The sequence below is a fragment of the Streptomyces sp. NPDC048353 genome (assembly GCF_055587165.1).
Map to the genome: position 1 here is coordinate 119,372 of NZ_JBVJGU010000004.1, position 18,883 is coordinate 138,254.

Annotated in this window: 13 protein-coding genes and 1 pseudogene; 5 read left to right on the top strand and 9 right to left on the bottom strand. The window is 73.1% G+C overall.

Features of this window, described 5'->3' with window-relative positions; genetic code table 11:
- A pseudogene (locus tag ACZ6RC_RS15820) lies at positions 1 to 220 on the top strand (hypothetical protein); the annotation flags it as partial.
- Here ACZ6RC_RS15820 and ACZ6RC_RS15825 read toward each other — a convergent pair.
- Positions 169 to 636, bottom strand: coding sequence for a VOC family protein (locus ACZ6RC_RS15825; protein WP_469583117.1), 468 nt, complete (start codon positions 634 to 636; stop codon positions 169 to 171). The pseudogene ACZ6RC_RS15820 and the gene ACZ6RC_RS15825 overlap by 52 nt on opposite strands.
- Before the next feature lie 191 nt (positions 637 to 827).
- On the opposite strand from ACZ6RC_RS15825, the gene ACZ6RC_RS15830 reads away from it, so the two are divergent.
- Positions 828 to 2,198, top strand: coding sequence for a cytochrome P450 (locus ACZ6RC_RS15830; RefSeq protein ID WP_469583120.1), 1,371 nt, complete (start codon positions 828 to 830; stop codon positions 2,196 to 2,198).
- 33 nt (positions 2,199 to 2,231) lie between these two features.
- Here the strand turns inward: ACZ6RC_RS15830 and ACZ6RC_RS15835 are convergent, their stop codons facing one another.
- The 4 genes from ACZ6RC_RS15835 to ACZ6RC_RS15850 all read right to left on the bottom strand — a co-directional run bounded on the left by ACZ6RC_RS15835 (position 2,232) and on the right by ACZ6RC_RS15850 (position 7,152).
- A complete protein-coding gene (locus ACZ6RC_RS15835) occupies positions 2,232 to 3,020 on the bottom strand; it encodes a putative protein N(5)-glutamine methyltransferase (protein ID WP_469583123.1) in 789 nt (262 codons plus the stop codon).
- A gap of 180 nt (positions 3,021 to 3,200) precedes the next feature.
- Positions 3,201 to 3,686: a glutathione peroxidase gene (locus tag ACZ6RC_RS15840; protein ID WP_391138213.1), complete on the bottom strand. Its 486-nt coding sequence runs from the start codon at positions 3,684 to 3,686 to the stop codon at positions 3,201 to 3,203.
- Positions 3,687 to 3,762: 76 nt separating this feature from the next.
- Positions 3,763 to 4,626 carry an acyl-CoA thioesterase gene (locus ACZ6RC_RS15845; protein ID WP_391138210.1) on the bottom strand — a complete coding sequence of 288 codons (864 nt, stop codon included), beginning with the start codon at positions 4,624 to 4,626 and terminating at the stop codon, positions 3,763 to 3,765.
- A 12-nt stretch (positions 4,627 to 4,638) separates the two neighbouring features.
- The gene (locus ACZ6RC_RS15850; protein WP_469583128.1) at positions 4,639 to 7,152 is read right to left on the bottom strand and encodes a DEAD/DEAH box helicase; all 2,514 of its coding nucleotides are present in this window, start codon (positions 7,150 to 7,152) and stop codon (positions 4,639 to 4,641) included.
- Between the two features lie 132 nt (positions 7,153 to 7,284).
- Between ACZ6RC_RS15850 and ACZ6RC_RS15855 the strand changes: the two genes are divergently transcribed.
- The gene (locus ACZ6RC_RS15855) at positions 7,285 to 8,088 is read left to right on the top strand and encodes a metal-dependent hydrolase (RefSeq protein WP_391138204.1); all 804 of its coding nucleotides are present in this window, start codon (positions 7,285 to 7,287) and stop codon (positions 8,086 to 8,088) included.
- 22 nt (positions 8,089 to 8,110) lie between these two features.
- On the opposite strand, the gene ACZ6RC_RS15860 is transcribed toward ACZ6RC_RS15855, so the two are convergent.
- The 4 genes from ACZ6RC_RS15860 to ACZ6RC_RS15875 all read right to left on the bottom strand — a co-directional run bounded on the left by ACZ6RC_RS15860 (position 8,111) and on the right by ACZ6RC_RS15875 (position 15,685).
- Complete coding sequence (locus tag ACZ6RC_RS15860) at positions 8,111 to 9,892, bottom strand: ABC transporter ATP-binding protein (protein ID WP_469583132.1); 1,782 nt, start codon at positions 9,890 to 9,892, stop codon at positions 8,111 to 8,113.
- Positions 9,889 to 11,919 (bottom strand): ABC transporter transmembrane domain-containing protein, encoded by a 2,031-nt coding sequence (locus ACZ6RC_RS15865; RefSeq protein WP_469583134.1) that lies wholly within the window; start codon positions 11,917 to 11,919, stop codon positions 9,889 to 9,891. Before ACZ6RC_RS15865 ends, ACZ6RC_RS15860 begins: the two co-directional genes overlap by 4 nt.
- Before the next feature lie 229 nt (positions 11,920 to 12,148).
- Positions 12,149 to 15,088 carry an FAD-binding and (Fe-S)-binding domain-containing protein gene (locus ACZ6RC_RS15870; protein WP_469583137.1) on the bottom strand — a complete coding sequence of 980 codons (2,940 nt, stop codon included), beginning with the start codon at positions 15,086 to 15,088 and terminating at the stop codon, positions 12,149 to 12,151.
- Positions 15,089 to 15,151: 63 nt separating this feature from the next.
- Positions 15,152 to 15,685 (bottom strand): MarR family winged helix-turn-helix transcriptional regulator, encoded by a 534-nt coding sequence (locus tag ACZ6RC_RS15875; RefSeq protein ID WP_391138190.1) that lies wholly within the window; start codon positions 15,683 to 15,685, stop codon positions 15,152 to 15,154.
- Positions 15,686 to 15,779: 94 nt separating this feature from the next.
- On the opposite strand from ACZ6RC_RS15875, the gene ACZ6RC_RS15880 reads away from it, so the two are divergent.
- Positions 15,780 to 17,729, top strand: a complete 1,950-nt coding sequence (locus ACZ6RC_RS15880; protein ID WP_469583141.1) for an ABC transporter ATP-binding protein — start codon at positions 15,780 to 15,782, stop codon at positions 17,727 to 17,729.
- 286 nt (positions 17,730 to 18,015) lie between these two features.
- On the top strand, positions 18,016 to 18,879 hold the full coding sequence (mltG, locus tag ACZ6RC_RS15885) for an endolytic transglycosylase MltG (protein ID WP_391138184.1): 864 nt from the start codon (positions 18,016 to 18,018) through the stop codon (positions 18,877 to 18,879).
- Positions 18,880 to 18,883: the final 4 nt, after the last annotated feature.

The following is an 18,883-nucleotide window of genomic DNA, read 5'->3' on the forward strand; positions in this document are numbered from 1 at the left end:
CGCCGAACGCCCCAAGCCGGCCCTGGCACGCTCACCCGAACCGGCCCGGACCTGCGCGCCCTTCGGCTCACTCGCCGAACGCCCCAAGCCGGCCCTGGCACGCTCACCCGAACCGGCCCGGACCTGCGCGCCCTTCGGCTCACTCGCCGAACGCCCCAAGCCGGCCCGTCACACCACGCAGAACTCGTTGCCCTCCGGGTCCTGGAGCACCACCGCGTAATAGTCCATCCCCTCCGGCTCGTCCATCGCGTACAGCACCGACGCGCCCAGCGCCGTCAGCCGTGCCACCTCCCCGTCCACCCGCTCCCGGCGCGTCGCCAGCGGCACGGCCCGGCCGCCGCCCACCTTCAGATCGAGGTGCACGCGGTTCTTCACCGTCTTCGGCTCGGGCACGTGCTGGAACCAGACCCGCGGGCCGACCCCCTTGGGGTCCACGATCGACTCGGGCAGGTCCCCGGCGCCGTCCGGCAGCTCCTCCTCCGGCACACCGGTCGCCTCCCAGTACGCCCGCCAGCTCGCGTGCCCGGCCGGCGGCGGCTCCGGCACATAGCGCAGGGCCTGCGCCCAGAACGGCACGAGCCGCTGGGGCTCGGCGCAGTCGATGGTGAGCTGCAGGGTCATCCCGATCGGTTCCATGACGCGAGCGTCCCAGACGGCACTGACAACGCCCCCGGGCCACGCCCGCGAAGACGTCCGCGCGACCGCGCGTCCCGGCCCGGTCCCCGCCAACGGGCCGACCGGGCCGGGCTGTTCGGCCCCTCGCCCGGCAGGCTACGTTGGACAGGAGAACCGCCAGGCCGGGTGACCATTCAGGGGGCAACGCACACATGACGACCACCACCACCGAGGTACCGGGACCGGCGGGGCATCCCCTGTTCGGGTCGATGCTCGACCTCAAGAACGACTCGCTCGGCACCTTCCTGCGCGCCCGGAACGAGCACGGGGACGTCGTCCGCATCACCGCCGGCCCGCCCGGCCTGCGCGGCAACGTCTACGGCGTCTTCTCCGCCGAGGGCGTCCAGCAGGTCCTGGCCACCGAGTCCGCCAACTTCCGCAAGGACAACCACTTCTACCAGGAGCTGCGCGAGTCCTTCGGCAACGGCCTGCTGACCAGCCAGGACGACGACTACCTCCGTCAGCGCCGGCTCGTCCAGCCGCTCTTCACCCGCCGCCGCGTCGACGGCTACGCCGACGCCGTCGCCGCCGAGGTCACGGCCGTCACCCGCACCTGGGCGAACGCCCCCGACGCCACCGTCGACGTCCTCGACGAGATGACCCGGTTCGCCCTGCGCGCCGTCTCCCGGATCCTCTTCGGCACGGACGTCGACGCCGCCGTGGAGATCGTCGAGCGGGCCTTCCCGGTACTCAACCAGTACGTCTTCCGGCGTGGCTTCTCGCCCGTCAACCTCCCGCGCGACTGGCCCACCCCGGGCAACCGCCGCGCCGCCGCCGCGCACGAGGAGCTGTACGCCGTCTGCGACCGGATCATCGCCGAGCGCCGGGCGGCCGGAACGGCCGACGGCGGCGGCCAGGACCTGCTGACCCTCCTCGCCGAGGCCGAGAGCGCCGAGGACGGCAGCTTCGACGCCTCCGAACTGCGCGAACAGGTCCTGGTCTTCCTGCTCGCCGGTCACGAGACGACGGCCACCTCCCTCGGCTTCGCCCTGCACCTCCTCGCCCTCCACCCCGACGAGCAGAAGCGGTGCCACGAGGAGGTCGACCGCGTCCTGGCGGGACGGACCCCCGGGGCGGCCGACCTCGACGCCCTGCCCTACCTCACCCGGGTGCTCAAAGAGGCCATGCGGCTCTTCCCGGCCGCCCCCGCCGTCGGCCGCCGCGCCGTCGCCGCCACCCGGATCGGCGGCCACACCATCCCGGCCGGCGCCGACGTGATCGTCTCCGCCTGGGTCACCCACCGGCACCCCGACTACTGGCAGGACCCGGAGCGCTTCGACCCCGAGCGGTTCACCCCCGAGGCCGAGGCGGTCCGGCCCCGCTACGCCTGGTTCCCCTTCGGCGGCGGCCCGCGCGCCTGCATCGGCCAGCACTTCTCCATGCTGGAATCGGTGATCGCCCTCGCGATGATCCTCCAGCAGTACGGCCTGGAAGCGGTCGACACCGAGGTGCCGGTCGCCTCCGGGATCACCCTCCAGGCGGCCGGACAGGCCCGCGTCCGCCTGCGCTCCCGCACCGCGTAGGCCGAGTCCGGGACGCGCACACTGGGCGGGTGCTCAGGACCGGGTGGAGACCAGAACGGTCGCGTAGCGCTCCTCGCACATGACCACCCGCGGCGTCAGGCCGTGCCCGGAGACCGCCGCGACGGCCCGGGCGGCCTGGCGCTCGCTCGTCTCGACCAGCAGCGTCCCGCCCGGCGCCAGCCAGTCGGCGGCTTCGGCCGCCACCCGGCGCAGCACCTCCAGGCCGTCCGCGCCGCCGTCGAGCGCCACCAGCGGCTCGTGGTCGCGCGCCTCCGGCGGCAGCAGCCCGACCTCCTCGGTCGGTACGTACGGCACATTGGCGACGAGCACCTCGATCCGCCCGCTCAGGGAGTCCGGCAGCGCGGCGAACAGGTCGCCCTCATGGACGAGGCCGCCGAGCGGTTCGAGGTTGCGCCGCGCGCAGCGCACGGCCGTCGGGTCGATGTCGGAGGCGTACACCTCCACGCCCTCGACGGCGGAGAGCAGCACCGCGCCGGCCGCGCCGGAGCCGCAGCACAGGTCGACGCAGACGGACCCCGGCCGGGCCAGGCCCACGGCCTGCTCGACCAGGAACTCCGTACGCCGCCGGGGCACGAACACCCCCGGGTCGACGGCGATCCGCAGGCCGGCGAACGCGGCCCAGCCCACGACGTGTTCGAGGGGGAGGCCGGCGGCGCGCCGGCCGACCATCGCGTCGAGTTCACCGGTGCCGCAGGCGGCGGAGAAGAGGAGTTCCGCCTCGTCCTCGGCGAAGACGCAGCCGGCGGCGCGCAGCCGGGAGACGGTGGCGGAACGGAGGGAGGAAGACGGGTCGAGCGGCATGAAACCTTCCGGGAAGCCGAGGGGCCCCCGTGGTCACCCGTGTCGGGCCGACCGTCCGGTCATCGAGGGGGAGCACCCTGCCTGCATGGCGTGAATGGGTCCCACCTCCTCGTTCGTCCGCTACTGGAGTCGCTCACATTACATGATCGATCTCGCCGGACCCGCTTCCTCCGCTCGGCGTCAGGCGGAGAGCTGCGCCTCGATGGCGGCGAGGACCTCCGGGGCGTCCGGCTCGGTGCGCGGACGGAAGCGGGTCACCTGACCGTCGCGGCCGATCAGGAACTTCTCGAAGTTCCACTGCACGTCCCCGGCCTCGCCCTCGGCGTCCGGGACCCGCGTCAGCTCGGTGTAGAGGGCGTGGCGGCCGTCGCCGTTCACGTCCGTCTTCTCCAGCAGCGGGAACGTCACGCCGTACGTCGCCGAGCAGAACGTCCGGATCTCGTCGGCGTCCCCCGGCTCCTGGCCCGCGAACTGGTTGCACGGCACGCCGAGGACTGTGAAGCCGCGCTCGCCGTACTCCTTCTGCAGCCGCTCCAGACCGGCGTACTGCGGCGTCAGACCGCACTTGGAGGCGACGTTCACCACCAGGACCGCCTGGTCGCGGTAGTCGGCGAGCGAGATCGGCTCGCCGGTCAGGGTGCGCAGCGGAATGTCGTACAGGCTCATCAAGGTCTCCTCGTCGAAACAGTGGCTTCCACCGTACCCAGAGCTCCCGGGTACTCCGCGAAACGTCCCGGCTCGCTCAGAGCTTCCGGAAGAGCCCCTCCTGCACCACGGACACCAGCAGCCGTCCCTCGCGGTCGTAGATCCGGCCGCGCGCCAGGCCGCGTCCGCCGGTCGCGATCGGGGACTCCTGGTCGTAGAGGAACCACTCGTCCGCACGGAAGGGCCGGTGGAACCACATCGCGTGGTCCAGCGACGCCATGTCGAACCCCCGCGGGCCCCAGAGCGGCTCCACCGGGATGCGCACCGCGTCCAGCAGCGTCATGTCCGAGGCGTAGGTCAACGCACACGTGTGCACCAGCGGGTCGTCGCCCAACGGGCCCACCGCACGCATCCACACCGCGCTCCGCGGATCGGCGTCCCGGACCTCGTCCTTCGTCCAGCGCAGCCGGTCGACGTAGCGGATGTCGAAGGGCTGGCGGCGCGCCATCCGCTCCAGGGCCTCCGGCAGCTCGCCGAGGTGGTCGCGGATCTCGTCCGCGAGCCTCGGCAGGGTCTCCGGGTCCGTCATGTGCCGCGGTGGAAGCTGGTGCTCGAACCCGGCCTCCTCCGGCAGGTGGAAGGAGGCCGTCAGGTTGAAGATCGTCCGCCCCTGCTGGATCGCCGTCACCCGGCGGGTGGTGAACGAACGGCCGTCCCGCACCCGCTCCACCTGGTAGACGATCGGAACCCCGGGGCGTCCCGGCCGCAGGAAGTACGCGTGCAGCGAATGGACCGGACGGTCGCCCTCCGTGGTCCGGCCGGCCGCCACCAGGGCCTGGCCCGCGACCTGGCCGCCGAAGACCCGCTGCAGGGACTCCTGCGGGCTGCGGCCACGGAAGATGTCGACCTCGATCTGCTCCAGATCGAGCAGATCGACGAGCCTCTCGGCGGGGTTGGTCACGACTGTGCTCCTCTACAGCTGTCCGACGGACGTCACGCGGACGATCGCCCGGCCCTCCTCGTCGGAGGCGGCGAGATCCACCTCCGCGCCGATGCCCCAGTCATGGTCGCCGTTCGGGTCGGCGAACGTCTGCCGGACGCGCCACAGGCCGTGCGCCGCGTCCTCCTCGATCGACAGCAGCTTCGGCCCGCGCGCGTCCGGACCCGTACCGAGATCGTCGTACTCGTCCCAGTACGCGTCCATCGCCTCGCCCCAGGCGTCCGCGTCCCAGCCCGCCTCCCCGTCCAGCTCTCCCAGCGCGTCCACGTTGTCCAGCGCCGCCAGCTCGACCCGGCGGAACATGGCGTTGCGCACCAGGACCCGGAAGGCCCGGGCGTTCGCCGTGACCGGCTTGACCTGGTCGGCCTTCTCCTGGGCCTCCTCGGCCGTCTCGACCTCCGGATTGGCCAGCTGCTCCCACTCGTCGAGCAGCGAGGAGTCGACCTGGCGCACCATCTCGCCCAGCCACTCGATCAGGTCGGTGAGGTCCTCGGTCTTCAGATCGTCCGGGATGGTGTGGTCCAGCGCCTTGTACGCGCTCGCGAGATAGCGCAGCACGATGCCCTCGGTCCGCGCCAGCTCGTACCAGGAGGTGAACTCCGTGAAGGTCAGCGCCCGTTCGTACATGTCACGGACGACGGACTTCGGCGAGACCGGGTGGTCGCCCACCCACGGGTGGGACTTGCGGTAGACGTCGTACGCGTGCCAGAGCAGCTCGCCCAGCGGCTTGGGGTACGAGATGTCCTGGAGCCGCTCCATCCGCTCCTCGTACTCGACGCCGTCCGCCTTCATCTGCCCGACCGCCTCGCCGCGCGCCTTGTTCTGCATGGCGGCGAGGATCTGGCGCGGATCGTCGAGGGTCGACTCGACCACCGACACCATGTCCAGGGCGTACGACGGGGACTCCCGGTCGAGCAGGTCGAACGCTGCCAGCGCGAATGTCGACAGCGGCTGGTTGAGCGCGAAGTCCTGCTGCAGGTCGACCGTGAGCCGGATCGTGCGCCCCTCGGCGTCCGGGGTGTCCAGCTGCTCCACCACACCGCCGTCGAGCAGCGAGCGGTAGATCGCGATGGCCCGGCGGATGTGCCGCAGCTGCGCCTTGCGCGGCTCGTGGTTGTCCTCCAGGAGCTTGCGCATCGCCTCGAATGCGTTCCCCGGCCGGGCGATCACCGACAGCAGCATGATGTTCGTGACCTTGAACCGGGAGGTCAGCGGCTCCGGCTCGGCGGCGATCAGCTTCTCGAAGGTGGTGTCGCTCCAGGCGACGAAGCCCTCCGGGGCCTTCTTGCGCACCACCTTGCGGCGCTTCTTCGGGTCGTCGCCCGCCTTGGCGAGCGCCTTCTCGTTCTCGATGACGTGCTCCGGGGCCTGCGCGACCACGAGACCGGCGGTGTCGAAGCCGGCCCGGCCGGCCCGCCCCGCGATCTGGTGGAACTCCCGCGCCCGCAGCGTCCGCACCCGGTTGCCGTCGTACTTCGTCAGCGCCGTGAACAGCACCGTCCGGATGGGGACGTTGACCCCGACGCCCAGCGTGTCCGTACCGCAGATCACCTTCAGCAGACCCGCCTGCGCCAGCTTCTCGACGAGCCGGCGGTACTTCGGCAGCATGCCGGCGTGGTGGACGCCGATGCCGTGCCGCACGAACCGCGACAGGTTCTGGCCGAACTTGGTGGTGAAGCGGAAAGAGCCGATCAGCTCGGCGATCTTGTCCTTCTCGTCGCGCGAGCACATGTTGATGCTCATCAGCGACTGCGCCCGCTCCACGGCCTGCGCCTGCGTGAAGTGCACGATGTAGACCGGAGCCTGCTTGGTCTCCAGCAGCTCGGTCAGGGTGTCCGTGATGGGCGTGAGCCGGTACTCGTACGAGAGGGGCACCGGCCGGGTCGCCGAGCGGACCACCGAGGTCGGGCGGCCGGTGCGCCGCGTCAGGTCCTTCTCGAACATCGAGACGTCACCGAGCGTCGCCGACATGAGGACGAACTGCGCCTGGGGGAGTTCCAGGATCGGGATCTGCCAGGCCCAGCCCCGGTCCTGCTCGGCGTAGAAATGGAACTCGTCCATCACGACCTGGCCGATGTCGGCGTGCTTCCCGTCCCGCAGCGCGATGGACGCCAGCACCTCGGCCGTACAGCAGATGACCGGCGCGTCGGCGTTCACGGACGCGTCACCGGTCAGCATGCCGACGTTCTCGGTGCCGAAGAGCTTGCACAGGTCGAAGAACTTCTCCGACACCAGCGCCTTGATCGGCGCGGTGTAGAAGGTCACCTGGTCGTTGGCGAGCGCCGTGAAGTGCGCACCCGCCGCCACCAGCGACTTTCCCGAGCCGGTGGGCGTGGAGAGCACCACGTTGGCGCCGGAGACCACCTCGATCAGCGCCTCCTCCTGGGCCGGGTAGAGCGTGATGCCCCGGCCCTCCGCCCATGAAGAGAAAGCCTCGAAGAGGGCGTCGGGGTCGGCGTTCGGCGGCAGCTGATCGATAAGGGTCACGCCTCCATCTTGCCTGGGATCCGCCCGGATGAGGGAACCGGCCGCCCAGGGCAAGATCACGGACGATACGCTGGCCCGTCGACCGGCCGTCAACTCGGCGCCGGCGCAGGTGGAACGGGGCGGGAAACGAGCATGATGGGACCGGCGCACTCGCTGTCCGGAGCGGCGGCCTGGCTGGGCGTCGGAGCGGCGGCGGCCGCCGCGGACCGCCCGATGCCGTGGCCGGTGCTCGTCGTCGGAGCGCTCATCTGCGCGGGCGCGGCCCTCGCACCCGACCTCGACCACAAGTCCGCCACCATCTCGCGCGCCTTCGGCCCGATCTCCCGGGGCCTCTGCGGGGTCGTCGACAAGCTCTCGTACGCCGTCTACAAAGCCACGCGCTCCGCCGCCGACCCCCGCAGGTCCGGAGGGCACCGCACGCTCACCCACACCTGGCTCTGGGCGGTCCTCATCGGCGTCGGCGCCTCGGCGACGGCGGTCACCGGCGGCCGCTGGGCCGTCCTCGCGCTCCTCTTCGTCCACCTCGTCCTGGCGGTGGAGGGCCTGCTCTGGCGGGCCGCCCGCATGTCCAGCGACGTCCTCGTCTGGCTGCTGGGCGCCACCAGCGCCTGGATCCTCGCGGGCGTCCTCGACCAGCCGGGCAACGGCTCCGACTGGCTCTTCACCGCTCCCGGCCAGGAGTACATGTGGCTGGGCCTGCCGATCGTCCTCGGCGCCCTCGTCCACGACATCGGCGACGCCCTGACCGTCTCCGGCTGCCCGATCCTGTGGCCGGTGCCGGTGGGACGCAAGCGGTGGTACCCGGTCGGCCCGCCGAAGTTCATGCGCTTCCGGGCCGGCAGCTGGGTGGAGCTGAAGGTCCTCATGCCCGCCTTCATGGTCCTCGGCGGCGTGGGCGGGGCATCGGCACTCGGCTTCCTCCCCGCCTTGCCGTAGACGCCGTGCGCCCGCGGCCCGGTCAGCCGTGCCAGGACCTCCACAGGGCCGCGTACGCGCCGTCCGCCGCCACCAGGTCCGGGTGGCTGCCCAGTTCGGTGATCCGGCCCTCCTCGACCACCGCGATCACGTCCGCGTCATGGGCGGTGTGGAGGCGGTGGGCGATCGCGATGACCGTGCGGCCCTCCAGCACGCGGGCCAGCGAGCGCTCCAGATGGCGGGCCGCGCGCGGATCCAGGAGGGAGGTCGCCTCGTCCAGGACCAGCGTGTGCGGGTCCGCCAGGACCAGGCGGGCCAGGGCGATCTGCTGGGCCTGCGCCGGGGTCAGCGCGAACCCGCCCGAGCCGACCTCGGTGTCCAGGCCCTCGTCGAGACCGCGCGCCCAGTCGTCCGCGTCCACCGCCCCGAGCGCCGCCCACAGCTCGGCGTCCTCGGCGCCCGTCCTGGCCAGCAGCAGATTGTCCCGGAGCGAACCCACGAAGACGTGGTGCTCCTGGTTGACCAGGGCCACGTGCTCCCGGACCCGCTCGGCGGGCATCCGCGCCAGCTCCGCCGCCCCGAGGGTGACCGAGCCGGAGCGCGGTCCGTAGATCCCCGCGAGCAGCCTGCCGAGCGTCGACTTGCCCGCGCCGGACGGCCCGACGAGCGCCAGCCGGGTGCCCGGCGGGACGTCCATCGACACCCGGTGCAGGACGTCGACCCCTTCGCGGTAACCGAAGTGGACCTCGTCCGCCCGGACCGTGCGCCCCTCGGGCTGTACCGACGCGTCGCCCGCGTCCGGCTCGATGTCCCGGACGCCGACCAGCCGCGCCAGCGACACCTGGGCCACCTGCAGCTCGTCGTACCAGCGCAGCACGATCCCGATCGGCTCCACCAGCATCTGGGCGAGCAGCGCGCCGGTCGTCAGCTGTCCCACGTCGATCCAGCCCCGCAGCGCGAACACCCCGCCCAGCAGCAGCACGGACGCCAGGACGGTCGTGTGCGTGACGTTGACGACCGGGAAGAGGACCGAGCGGAGGAAGAGGGTGTACCGCTCCCACGCCGTCCACTCGGCGACCCGCCGGTCGGAGAGCGCGATCCGGCGGGCGCCGAGCCGGTGCGCCTCGACGGTGCGGCCCGCGTCGACGGTCTCGGCGAGCGCGGCCGCGACGGCGGCGTAACCGGCGGCCTCCGAACGGTAGGCCGACGGCGCCCGCCGGAAGTACCAGCGGCAGCCCACCACGAGCAGCGGCGCGGCGATCAGGACCGCGAGCGCCAGCGGCGGCGCGGTCACGGCGAGGCCGCCGATCAGCAGCCCGGCCCAGACCACGCCGATGGCGAGCTGGGGCACCGCCTCGCGCATGGCGTTGGCCAGCCGGTCGATGTCGGTGGTGATGCGGGAGAGCAGGTCGCCGGTCCCGGCCCGCTCCAGGACGCCGGGCGGCAGGCCCACCGACCGTACGAGGAAGTCCTCGCGCAGGTCGGCCAGCATCTCCTCGCCGAGCATCGCGCCCCGGAGGCGTACCAGCCGTACGAAGAAGGTCTGGACGAGCAGCGCGGCCGCGAAGAGGGCGATCGTGCGCCCGAGGTGCAGCTCGCGCGCGCCGTCGGCCAGCCGCTCGACCAGCGAGCCGAGGAGGTACGGACCGGCCATGGAGGCGATCACCGCTGCCGCGTTGACGCCGACGAGCAGGGCGAAGGCCCCGCGGTGGCGGCTCAGCAGGTCGCGGACGTAGGCGCGGACGGTCGCCGTGCCGCCCACGGGGAGCGTCGTCGCCGACTGCGGGGCCGCCGGGTCGTACGCCGGTGGCGCGATGCCGATCATGCCGACTCTCCTTCCAGCTCGTCGAGGGTGTCGAGGCTCCGCAACTCGCGGAGACCGTCGACCCGGTCCGGTCGGTGCGGCGAGCCCGGGCCGCCCGGCTCCGCGCCGGGGGCCGGGACGAGGGCCGGTTCGTCCCCGGTCTCGCGGGTGACGACGGCGCGGTACCTCGGCTCCTCGTGCAGGAGCCGGCGGTGCGTCCCCACGGCCACCACCTCGTTCTCGTCGAGGAGGACGACCCGGTCCGCCAGGTCGAGCAGCAGCGGCGAGGAGGCCAGGACCACGGTCGTGGCGCCGTCCCGCAGCCGCCGGACACCGGCCGCCACCCGGGCCTCGGTGTGCGAGTCGACCGCCGAGGTCGGCTCGTCCAGGACCAGCACCGCAGGGTCGGTGACCAGCGAGCGGGCCAGCGCGAGGCGCTGGCGCTGACCGCCGGACAGGGACCGGCCGCGCTCGGTGATCCGGGTCCTCATCGGGTCGCCGTCGCTGTCGACGGACGCCTGCGCGAGCGCGTCGAGCACGTCCCCGCACTGGGCGGCGGCCAGGGCGTCCGCCGCCGGGACCTTGCCCGATGAGGGGACGTCCAGCAGCTCGTGGAGGGTGCCGGAGAGCAGGACCGGGTCCTTGTCCTGGACGAGGACGGCGGTCCGGGCGGCGTCGAGCGTCAGCTCGTCCAGCGGCACGCCGTCCAGGAGCACGGAGGCGTGCCCCTCGCCCGGGTCCGTGGGGTGCCCGCCGAGCCGGTCCGCGAGCAGGCCGGCCGCGTCCGGGTCGCCGCAGACGACCGCCGTGAAGAGGCCGGCCGGGGCGAGCAGCCCGGTGACCGGGTCGTACAGCTCCCCGGCCGCCTCGGCCCGCGCGCCGGGAACCCGTTCGCGCACGTCGCCTCGCGGGCCCCGGGGGTGGACTTCCGGCACCCGTACCTCGTCCTCCGCGCCGCGCACCTCCGGGCCCCGCACGTCGCCCGCCGCGCCCTCCTGAGGGCGTGATCCCGCCTCCACCCGCCGCGCACCGTCCTCCGTGCCGGCCGTCGCCGCGCGCGACAGCGACAGCACCCGCGCGGCCCGCTTCGCCGACGGCCGTGAGAAGGAGAACGCCATCGCGATCTCTTCGAAATGGCGCAACGGATGGTGCGTCAGCGCCACCGCGCCGTAGACGGTGACCAGCTCGCCGACGGCGATGCGGCCGTCGATCGCCAGCCGCGCCCCGTACGCCACCACGGCGATGAGCAGGACTCCCGGCAGCAGGACCTGGATCGCCGCGATGAGCGCCCACATCCGGGCGCTGCGCACGGCGGCCCGGCGGACCTCCTGGGAGGCCGCGCGGTAGCGGCCGAGGAAGAGCTCCTCGCCGCCGATGCCGCGCAGCACCCGCAGCCCGGCGACCGTGTCGGAGGCGAGTTCGGTGGCCTTGCCCGCCTTCTCGCGCTGTTCGTCGGCGCGTCGGGTGGCGCGGGGGAGCAGCGGGAGCGCGGCCAGGGCGAGGACGGGCACGCCGACCGCGACCAGGACGCCGAGCGCGGGCTGGTAGACCACCAGTGCCACGCAGACGGCCACCAGGGTGAGGGCCGCCGCGGCGAACCGGGAGAGCGCCTCGACGAACCAGCCGATCTTCTCGACGTCCGCCGTGGAGACGGCCACCACCTCGCCCGCGGCGACCCGCCGGGTCAGGACGGAGCCCAGCTCGGCGGTCTTGCGGGCGAGCAGCTGCTGGACGCGGGCGGCCGCGGTGATCCAGTTGGTGACGGCGGTGCGGTGCACCATCATGTCGCCGACCGCGATCGCCGCGCCGAGCCCGGCGAGCACCCCGCCCGCGACCGCCAGCCGTCCGCCGTCGCGGTCCACGACGGCCTGCACGGCGAGGCCGACGGCGAGCGGCAGCCCGGCGATGCCGAACTGGAGCAGGATCCCCCACAGCAGGGACCTGACCTGTCCGCCGAGCTGGTTGCGGCCGAGACAGAGGAGGAACCGGGTTCCCGAGCGGACATCGGGGAACCCTGGGTCGGCGTACGGGAGTTCACGAATCTGCATGGCGTTCCAGGGTCTTCCGGGCCGGGCGGGTGGCCGGTCGTGCGAGCCGTGCAAGGTAAGCGCCCACGGGCCCCGGGCGGCAATCGAATTTCCGGCGTACGCACCCAGAACCCGCCATGATCGAACGAGGCGCCTGGACACCCCGCGTGTCACTCGCGTGCCATGAGTCCCCAGGATCACGGGCATGCTCAGCGGTCCGGCGCCGGCCGCGGGCGGTCGCGGAGGCCCGTCAGGGGCGGGTCGCGCGCTCCAGGGCCAGTACCGCCGACTCGTACGCCCGCCCGGTCGACCGCTCCATGCCGATCTCGCACATCCGGTTCGCCGACAGGTGCGCGTCGAAGGCGCGGGCCGTCACCTCCGTCGCCTCGCGCGCGGTGGCGGCCGCGGTCAGCTCCGGGTGGAGCATCCCGCGGTCTCCGGCGAAGGCGCAGCAGCCGGCGTCGTCCGGGACGACGACCTCGTCCGCGCAGGCCCGGGCGACGGTGGTCAGCAGCCCCTCGTGGCCCAGATGCCCCATGGAACAGGTCGGATGGACCACCGCCGAGCCGACCCGGCGCCGGACCTCCAGGCGCGGAAGCAGCTCGTCCGCCGCCCACTCCAGCGAGTCCAGCACGGTCAGCTCCGCGTGCAACTCGCGGTTCCGCGCGGTGAGGTGCGGCACCACGTCGCGCGCGAGCCCGAGCGTGCAGGAGGAGGCGTCGACGATCAGCGGCAGCCGCCCGCCCGCCGTCCACCCCCAGGCCGCCTCCACGATCCGGTCGGCCATGACCGCGTTGCCGCGGGCGTACCCCTTGGAGTGCCAGATCGTGGCGCAGCACGTCCCGGCCACGTCGTCCGGGATCCACACCGGCATCCCGGCCCGGGCCGAGAGGGCGACCATCGCCTCGGGCAGCGACGGCCCGCCCCGGGCCGTGCCCTCGGGTCCGCCGAAGATCCGGTTGACGCAGGCCGGGTAGTAGACGGCGACCGCCGAGGGCCGGTCCGTGCGGGGCAGCCGGCGGGCCGCCGCACCGGGGATCCCGGGCAGCCACTCCGGTACGAGATCGGGCCGCACCGCCTTGCGCACGAGACCGGTCACCGAGCCCAGGAGCCGGTCGTCCAGCCGCTCCGCGGCGGCGAGGGCGAGCCGGGCCGAGGCCTCCACGGCGCCGAAGCCGCGGGCGGCGAGCGCGGCGATCCGCTCCTCCCGCGGGGAGTGCCGGACGTGCCGGAACTCCCGCATCAGCGCCCCGGTGTCGATCCCGACCGGACACGCGAGCCCGCACGTCGAGTCACCGGCGCAGGTGTCCACGGCGTCGTAGCCGTACGTGGCGAGGAGCCCGGCCTCGACCGGGGAACCGTCGGCCTGACGCATCATCTCCCGACGCAGCACGATCCGTTGGCGAGGAGTGGTCGTCAGGTCGGCGCTGGGACAGGTCGGTTCGCAGAAGCCGCACTCGATGCACGGGTCGACGACCGCCTCGACCTTCGGGATCGTCTTCAGATTGCGCAGGTGCGCCTGCGGGTCGCGGTCGAGGACCACCCGGGGGGCGAGCAGCCCGTCCGGGTCGACGAGCTCCTTGATCCGCCACATCAGCTCGGTGGCCTTCGGCCCCCACTCCAGCTCCAGGAACGGCGCCAGGTTGCGGCCAGTGGCGTGCTCGGCCTTGAGCGAGCCGTCGAACCGCTCCACGGTCAGCTTGCAGAACGCGTCCATGAACGTCGCGTACCGCTCGATGTCGGTGGGGTCGGCGGCGTCGAAGGCGAGGAGGAAGTGGAGGTTGCCGTGGAGGGCGTGGCCCGCGACGGCCGCGTCGAAGCCGTGCCGCGCCTGGAGGTCGAGGAGTTCGGCGCAGGCCTCGGCGAGACGGGCCGGCGGCACCGCGAAGTCCTCGGTGATCAGCGTCGTACCGGAGGGGCGCGAGCCGCCCACGGCGGTGACGAACGCCTTCCGCGCCTTCCAGTACCCGGCGATGGTCTTCGGGTCGCGGGTGAAGGCGTTGCCCGTGGCGGAGACGGAGGCGACGGGAGCGACGAGGTCGAGATCCGCCACGAGCCGGGCCGCCTCCGCTTCGTGCCCGTCCAGGGCGGCCGGGTCCGGGGCGCGGAACTCCACCAGCAGCGCCGCCGTCTCCGGGGGCAGTTCCGCCCAGTCGGCCGGGACCCCGGCGACGCTCACCGAGGCGCGCAGCGTGTTGCCGTCCATCAGCTCGACGGCGACCGCCCCGGCCTCGCCGAAGCGGGGCACGGCGGCGGCCGCCGCCGGCAGCGAGGGGAAGAACAGCAGGCCGGTGGAGACCGCGCGGTCCAGCGGCACGGTGTCGAAGACGACCTCGGAGAGGAAGCCGAGGGTGCCCTGCGAGCCGACCATCAGGCCGCGCAGGATCCGCACCGGGGTGGAGCCGTCGAGGAAGGCGTCCAGGCGGTACCCGTGGGTGTTCTTCAGCGCGTACTTGGTGCGGATACGGGCCGTCAGCTCCGCGTCGGCCTCGATCTCGGCCTTGAGCGCCAGCAGCCCCGCGCACAGGCGCGGCTCGGCGCGGGCCAGTTCCTCGTCGGCGGCCGGGTCGGCGGTGTCGACGACGGTGCCGCTCGGCAGGACGACGGTGAGGGACGAGACCGTCCGGTAGGAGTTCCGGGTCGTGCCGGCCGTCATGCCCGAGGCGTTGTTGGCGACGACCCCGCCGATGGTGCAGGCGACGGCGCTGGCCGGGTCGGGGCCGAGGACCCGGCCGTACCGCGCGAGGGCGGCGTTGGCCCGCAGCACGGTGGTGCCGGGCCGGATCCGGGCCCGAGCGCCGTCGTCCAGGACCTCGACGCCCGCCCAGTGCCTGCGCACGTCGACCAGGATGTCCTCGCCCTGTGCCTGGCCGTTGAGGCTGGTCCCGGCCGCCCGGAAGACCACCTCGCGGCCCTTGCCGTGGGCGTACGACAGGATCGCGGAGATGTCGTCGACGGTCTCGGGGACCAGCACGACCTGGGGGACGAAGCGGTAGGGGCTGGCGTCGGAGGCGTACCGCACCAGGTCGGAGATGGTCGAGAGCACCTTCTCGGGGCCGATGAGCGCGGACAGCTCCTCCCGCAGCCCGCGGGGGGTGCCGCGGGCCTGCAGGTCGGGGACCCGGTCGGGGGCCGGCCCGCGCTTCCGCCCGGGACGCAGGGCCTGCGGCTTCGGCTCCAGCAGTGGCATGGCACGGCTCCCCTCGGCGGGACGCCCGGGGCTGTCCCCGCCGCGGGCCGCGGCCGGACGCGGTCAGCAGTGGCGCTCCGGCACACGGTCGACCAGGGCGGACAGCAGACCTCCGAGCACCTCGCGCTGATCGACGGTCAATGGAGCCAGGATGTCCTCTGCGGCGCCCCGACGCGCGCTGCGCAACGCCCGCAGCGTCGCGCGGCCCGTGTCCGTCAGCTCGATGCGGATCACCCGGCGGTTGCTCGGGTCGGCGACGCGGCGGACCCGGCCGGCGGCCTCCAGGGCGTCGACCAGGCTGGTCACGGCGCGGGGGACGACCTCCAGGCGCTCGGCGAGGTCGGCCATCCGGGGCGGGCGGTCGTAATGCGCGACGGTCCGCAGCAGGCGAGACTGCGCGGGAGTGATGCCGACCGGCTCCAGGTGCGTCTTCTGGATGCGGTGGAGCCGGCGGGTCAGCCGCAGCAGCTGCTCGGCGAGAAGCCCGTCCGCGTCCGGCGGGCGCGGGGCCGCCTCCGGCAGAGGTGCGACCGCCTCCGGCAGGGGTGCGTCCGGCGTACGCGCGTCGGGCGAACTCGTGGCGTCGGGGGTGCTCATGCCGGGAACATTATCAGGACCTGGTTCATTGTGAGTATAGGTAACGATGAGCTACGCTCTGATCGTCAGCGTCGTCACACCCGCGTAGGAGCCCATGCACCCCCACGACCAGTCCGACTGGACACCCCCCGCGCGCGACCCCGCGCAGCCGAAGGAACCCGCTCAGGTGCGGCGCATCCTCCGGCTCTTCCGGCCGTACCGCGGCCGCCTCGCCGTCGTCGGCGTGCTCGTCGGCGCCTCGTCGCTCGTCTCGGTCGCCTCGCCGTTCCTCCTCAGGGAGATCCTCGACACGGCCATCCCGCAGGGCCGCACCGGGCTGCTCAGCCTGCTCGCCCTCGGCATGATCGCCACCGCCGTGATGAACAGCGTCTTCGGCGTCCTCCAGACCCTGATCTCCACCACCGTCGGTCAGCGCGTCATGCACGACCTGCGCACCGCGGTCTACGCCCAGCTGCAGCGGATGCCGCTCGCCTTCTTCACCCGCACCCGCACCGGCGAGGTCCAGTCCCGGATCGCCAACGACATCGGCGGCATGCAGGCGACGGTCACCTCGACCGCCACCTCCCTCGTCTCCAACCTCACCGCCGTCGTCGCCACGATCGTCGCCATGCTCGCGCTCGACTGGCGGCTCACCGTCGTCTCGCTGCTCCTGCTGCCGGTCTTCGTCTGGATCAGCCGCCGCGTCGGCCGGGAGCGCAAGAAGATCACCACCCAGCGCCAGAAGCAGATGGCCTCCATGGCCGCCACCGTCACCGAGTCGCTCTCCGTCAGCGGCATCCTGCTCGGCCGGACCATGGGCCGCGCCGACTCGCTCACCGCGTCCTTCGCCCGGGAGTCCGAGCGCCTCGTCGACCTCGAAGTGCGCTCCTCCATGGCCGGACGCTGGCGGATGTCCACCATCGGCATCGTGATGGCCGCCATGCCCGCGCTGATCTACTGGTCCGCCGGCCTCGCCCTCCAGTCCGGCGGCCCCACCATCTCCCTGGGCACGCTGGTCGCCTTCGTCTCGCTCCAGCAGGGCCTCTTCCGGCCGGCCGTGAGCCTGCTCTCCACCGGCGTGCAGATGCAGACCTCCCTCGCCCTCTTCCAGCGGATCTTCGAGTATCTCGACCTCCCCGTCGACATCACCGAATCCCCGGACCCCGTGCGGCTGGAGAAGATCGCCGGCGAGGTGAGCTTCGAGAAGGTCGTGTTCCGCTACGACCCCGAGGCGCCCGGCCGTCCCACCCTGGACGACGTCGACATCACCGTCCCGGCCGGCGGCAGCCTCGCCGTCGTCGGCCCCACCGGCTCCGGCAAGTCCACGCTCAGCTATCTGGTGCCCCGGCTGTACGACGTGACCGACGGCCGGGTCCTGATCGACGGCGTCGACGTGCGCGACCTGGACTTCGACACCCTCGCCCGGGCCGTCGGCGTCGTCTCCCAGGAGACGTACCTCTTCCACGCCTCCGTCGCCGACAACCTGCGCTTCGCCAAACCGGACGCCACCGACGAGGAGATCGAGGCCGCCGCCCGCGCCGCGCAGATCCACGACCACATCGCCTCGCTCCCGGACGGGTACGACACCCTCGTCGGCGAACGCGGATACCGCTTCTCCGGCGGGGAGAAGCAGCGCCTGGCCATCGCCCGCACCATCCTGCGCGACCCGCCGGTGCTCATCCTCGACGAGGCGACGAGCGCGCTGGACACCCGTACGGAACACGCCGTACAGCAGGCCATCGACGCGCTCTCCGCCGGACGCACCACCCTCACCATCGCCCACCGGCTCTCCACCGTCCGCGACGCGGACCAGATCGTGGTCCTCGAGGACGGCCGGATCGCCGAGCGCGGCACGCACGACGACCTGCTGGCACGGGACGGTCGGTATGCCGCGCTGGTCCGCCGGGACGCCCAGACGCGCCCGCCCGGCTCGCCCCCGGACGCCCCCGACACACCGGGCCCGTCCGCCGGGCAGGGCTCCTCCCCGGGGCCGGCCTCCTCCACCGGCCCGGGCCCGGGCGGCGAACACACGAACGTGGGATCGGTTGTTCCCCAGAACGTGTGATCGTCCCGCTTTTCGTTGCCCGACTCCCCTGTGACGCGTGAGGATGACGGTGCGCGATCAACGGGCTGCAGACCGTGAGCGCGCAGTCCCACACCAGAACACGCACGAGGAGAAGCACCCCCATGAACGTCATCACCAACCTGCTCGCCGGCGTCGTCCACTTCCTGGGCTGGCTCGTCTGACGATCGCAGTGCCACGGCGCCGCCGGTACCCCGTCCCAGGGACCGGCGGCGCCGCCGCGTGCGCGCTCCCCGGTTTCGCCGCGGCGCCGGGTTAGCGTGCGGCCATGACGCACCGGCACTGGCCGCCCGACCACCGCCGTCGCCCCCGGCTCACCCGGCGCGGCCGCATCGTCCTGCTCCTCGGCGCCGCCCTCGTCGTGGCCACGGCCATCACCGTCCCGCTGCTCCTCCCGCGTGACACGCCCCCGCCCGCCCCGGTCGAGAAGGAGCGGACGCTGCTGATCCCGGAGGGCTGGCGGGCGACCCAGGTCTACGCCGCCGTCGACAGGTCGCTCGCCCTCGCCCCGGGCACCACCGGCCGGATCGCCGCCACCCGCGCGGCCGGGATGAGACTGCCCGCCGCCGCCGGAGGAAACCCCGAGGGCTACCTCTTCCCCGCGACCTATCCGGTGGTGTCCGCGACCACCCCCGAAGGACTGCTGCGCTACATGGTCGCCACGGCGGCCAAGAGGTTCGGCACCGAGGACATCAACGCCGGGGCGCAGCGCAACGGCGTCACCGTGCACCAGACCGTCATCATCGCGAGCATCGTGCAGGCCGAGGCCGACACCACCGAGGACATGGGGAAGGTCGCCCGGGTCGTCTACAACCGCCTCGCGCGCGGCATGTCCCTCCAGATGGACTCGACCCTCAACTACGCCCTCGGCCGTTCCACGGTGGACACCACCCACGCGGACACCAAGATCGACAATCCGTACAACACCTACGCACGTCAGGGGCTGCCCCCCACGCCGATCGGGAACCCCGGAGAGCAGGCGATGAGCGCGGCGATCGCGCCGACCGAGGGGGAGTGGCTCTACTTCGTGACGGTGAAGCCCGGGGACACCCGCTTCACGGGCGACTACGCCGCCCACGAGGCGAACGTGGCGGAGTTCAACGCCCACCGGCGGGCGGCGACGGCGGGCTGAGCCG

What these genes read in the sequence shown, in the direction of transcription:
- ACZ6RC_RS15830 (WP_469583120.1), top strand. Translation starts at nt 828, where the DNA reads ATGACGACCACCACCACCGAGGTACCGGGACCGGCGGGGCATCCCCTG.
- ACZ6RC_RS15855 (WP_391138204.1), top strand. Translation starts at nt 7,285, where the DNA reads ATGATGGGACCGGCGCACTCGCTGTCCGGAGCGGCGGCCTGGCTGGGC.
- ACZ6RC_RS15865 (WP_469583134.1), bottom strand. Translation starts at nt 11,919, where the DNA reads ATGCAGATTCGTGAACTCCCGTACGCCGACCCAGGGTTCCCCGATGTC.
- ACZ6RC_RS15875 (WP_391138190.1), bottom strand. Translation starts at nt 15,685, where the DNA reads ATGAGCACCCCCGACGCCACGAGTTCGCCCGACGCGCGTACGCCGGAC.
- ACZ6RC_RS15880 (WP_469583141.1), top strand. Translation starts at nt 15,780, where the DNA reads ATGCACCCCCACGACCAGTCCGACTGGACACCCCCCGCGCGCGACCCC.
- mltG (WP_391138184.1), top strand. Translation starts at nt 18,016, where the DNA reads ATGACGCACCGGCACTGGCCGCCCGACCACCGCCGTCGCCCCCGGCTC.
- ACZ6RC_RS15835 (WP_469583123.1), bottom strand. Translation starts at nt 3,020, where the DNA reads ATGCCGCTCGACCCGTCTTCCTCCCTCCGTTCCGCCACCGTCTCCCGG.
- ACZ6RC_RS15860 (WP_469583132.1), bottom strand. Translation starts at nt 9,892, where the DNA reads ATGATCGGCATCGCGCCACCGGCGTACGACCCGGCGGCCCCGCAGTCG.
- ACZ6RC_RS15840 (WP_391138213.1), bottom strand. Translation starts at nt 3,686, where the DNA reads ATGAGCCTGTACGACATTCCGCTGCGCACCCTGACCGGCGAGCCGATC.
- ACZ6RC_RS15825 (WP_469583117.1), bottom strand. Translation starts at nt 636, where the DNA reads ATGGAACCGATCGGGATGACCCTGCAGCTCACCATCGACTGCGCCGAG.
- ACZ6RC_RS15870 (WP_469583137.1), bottom strand. Translation starts at nt 15,088, where the DNA reads ATGCCACTGCTGGAGCCGAAGCCGCAGGCCCTGCGTCCCGGGCGGAAG.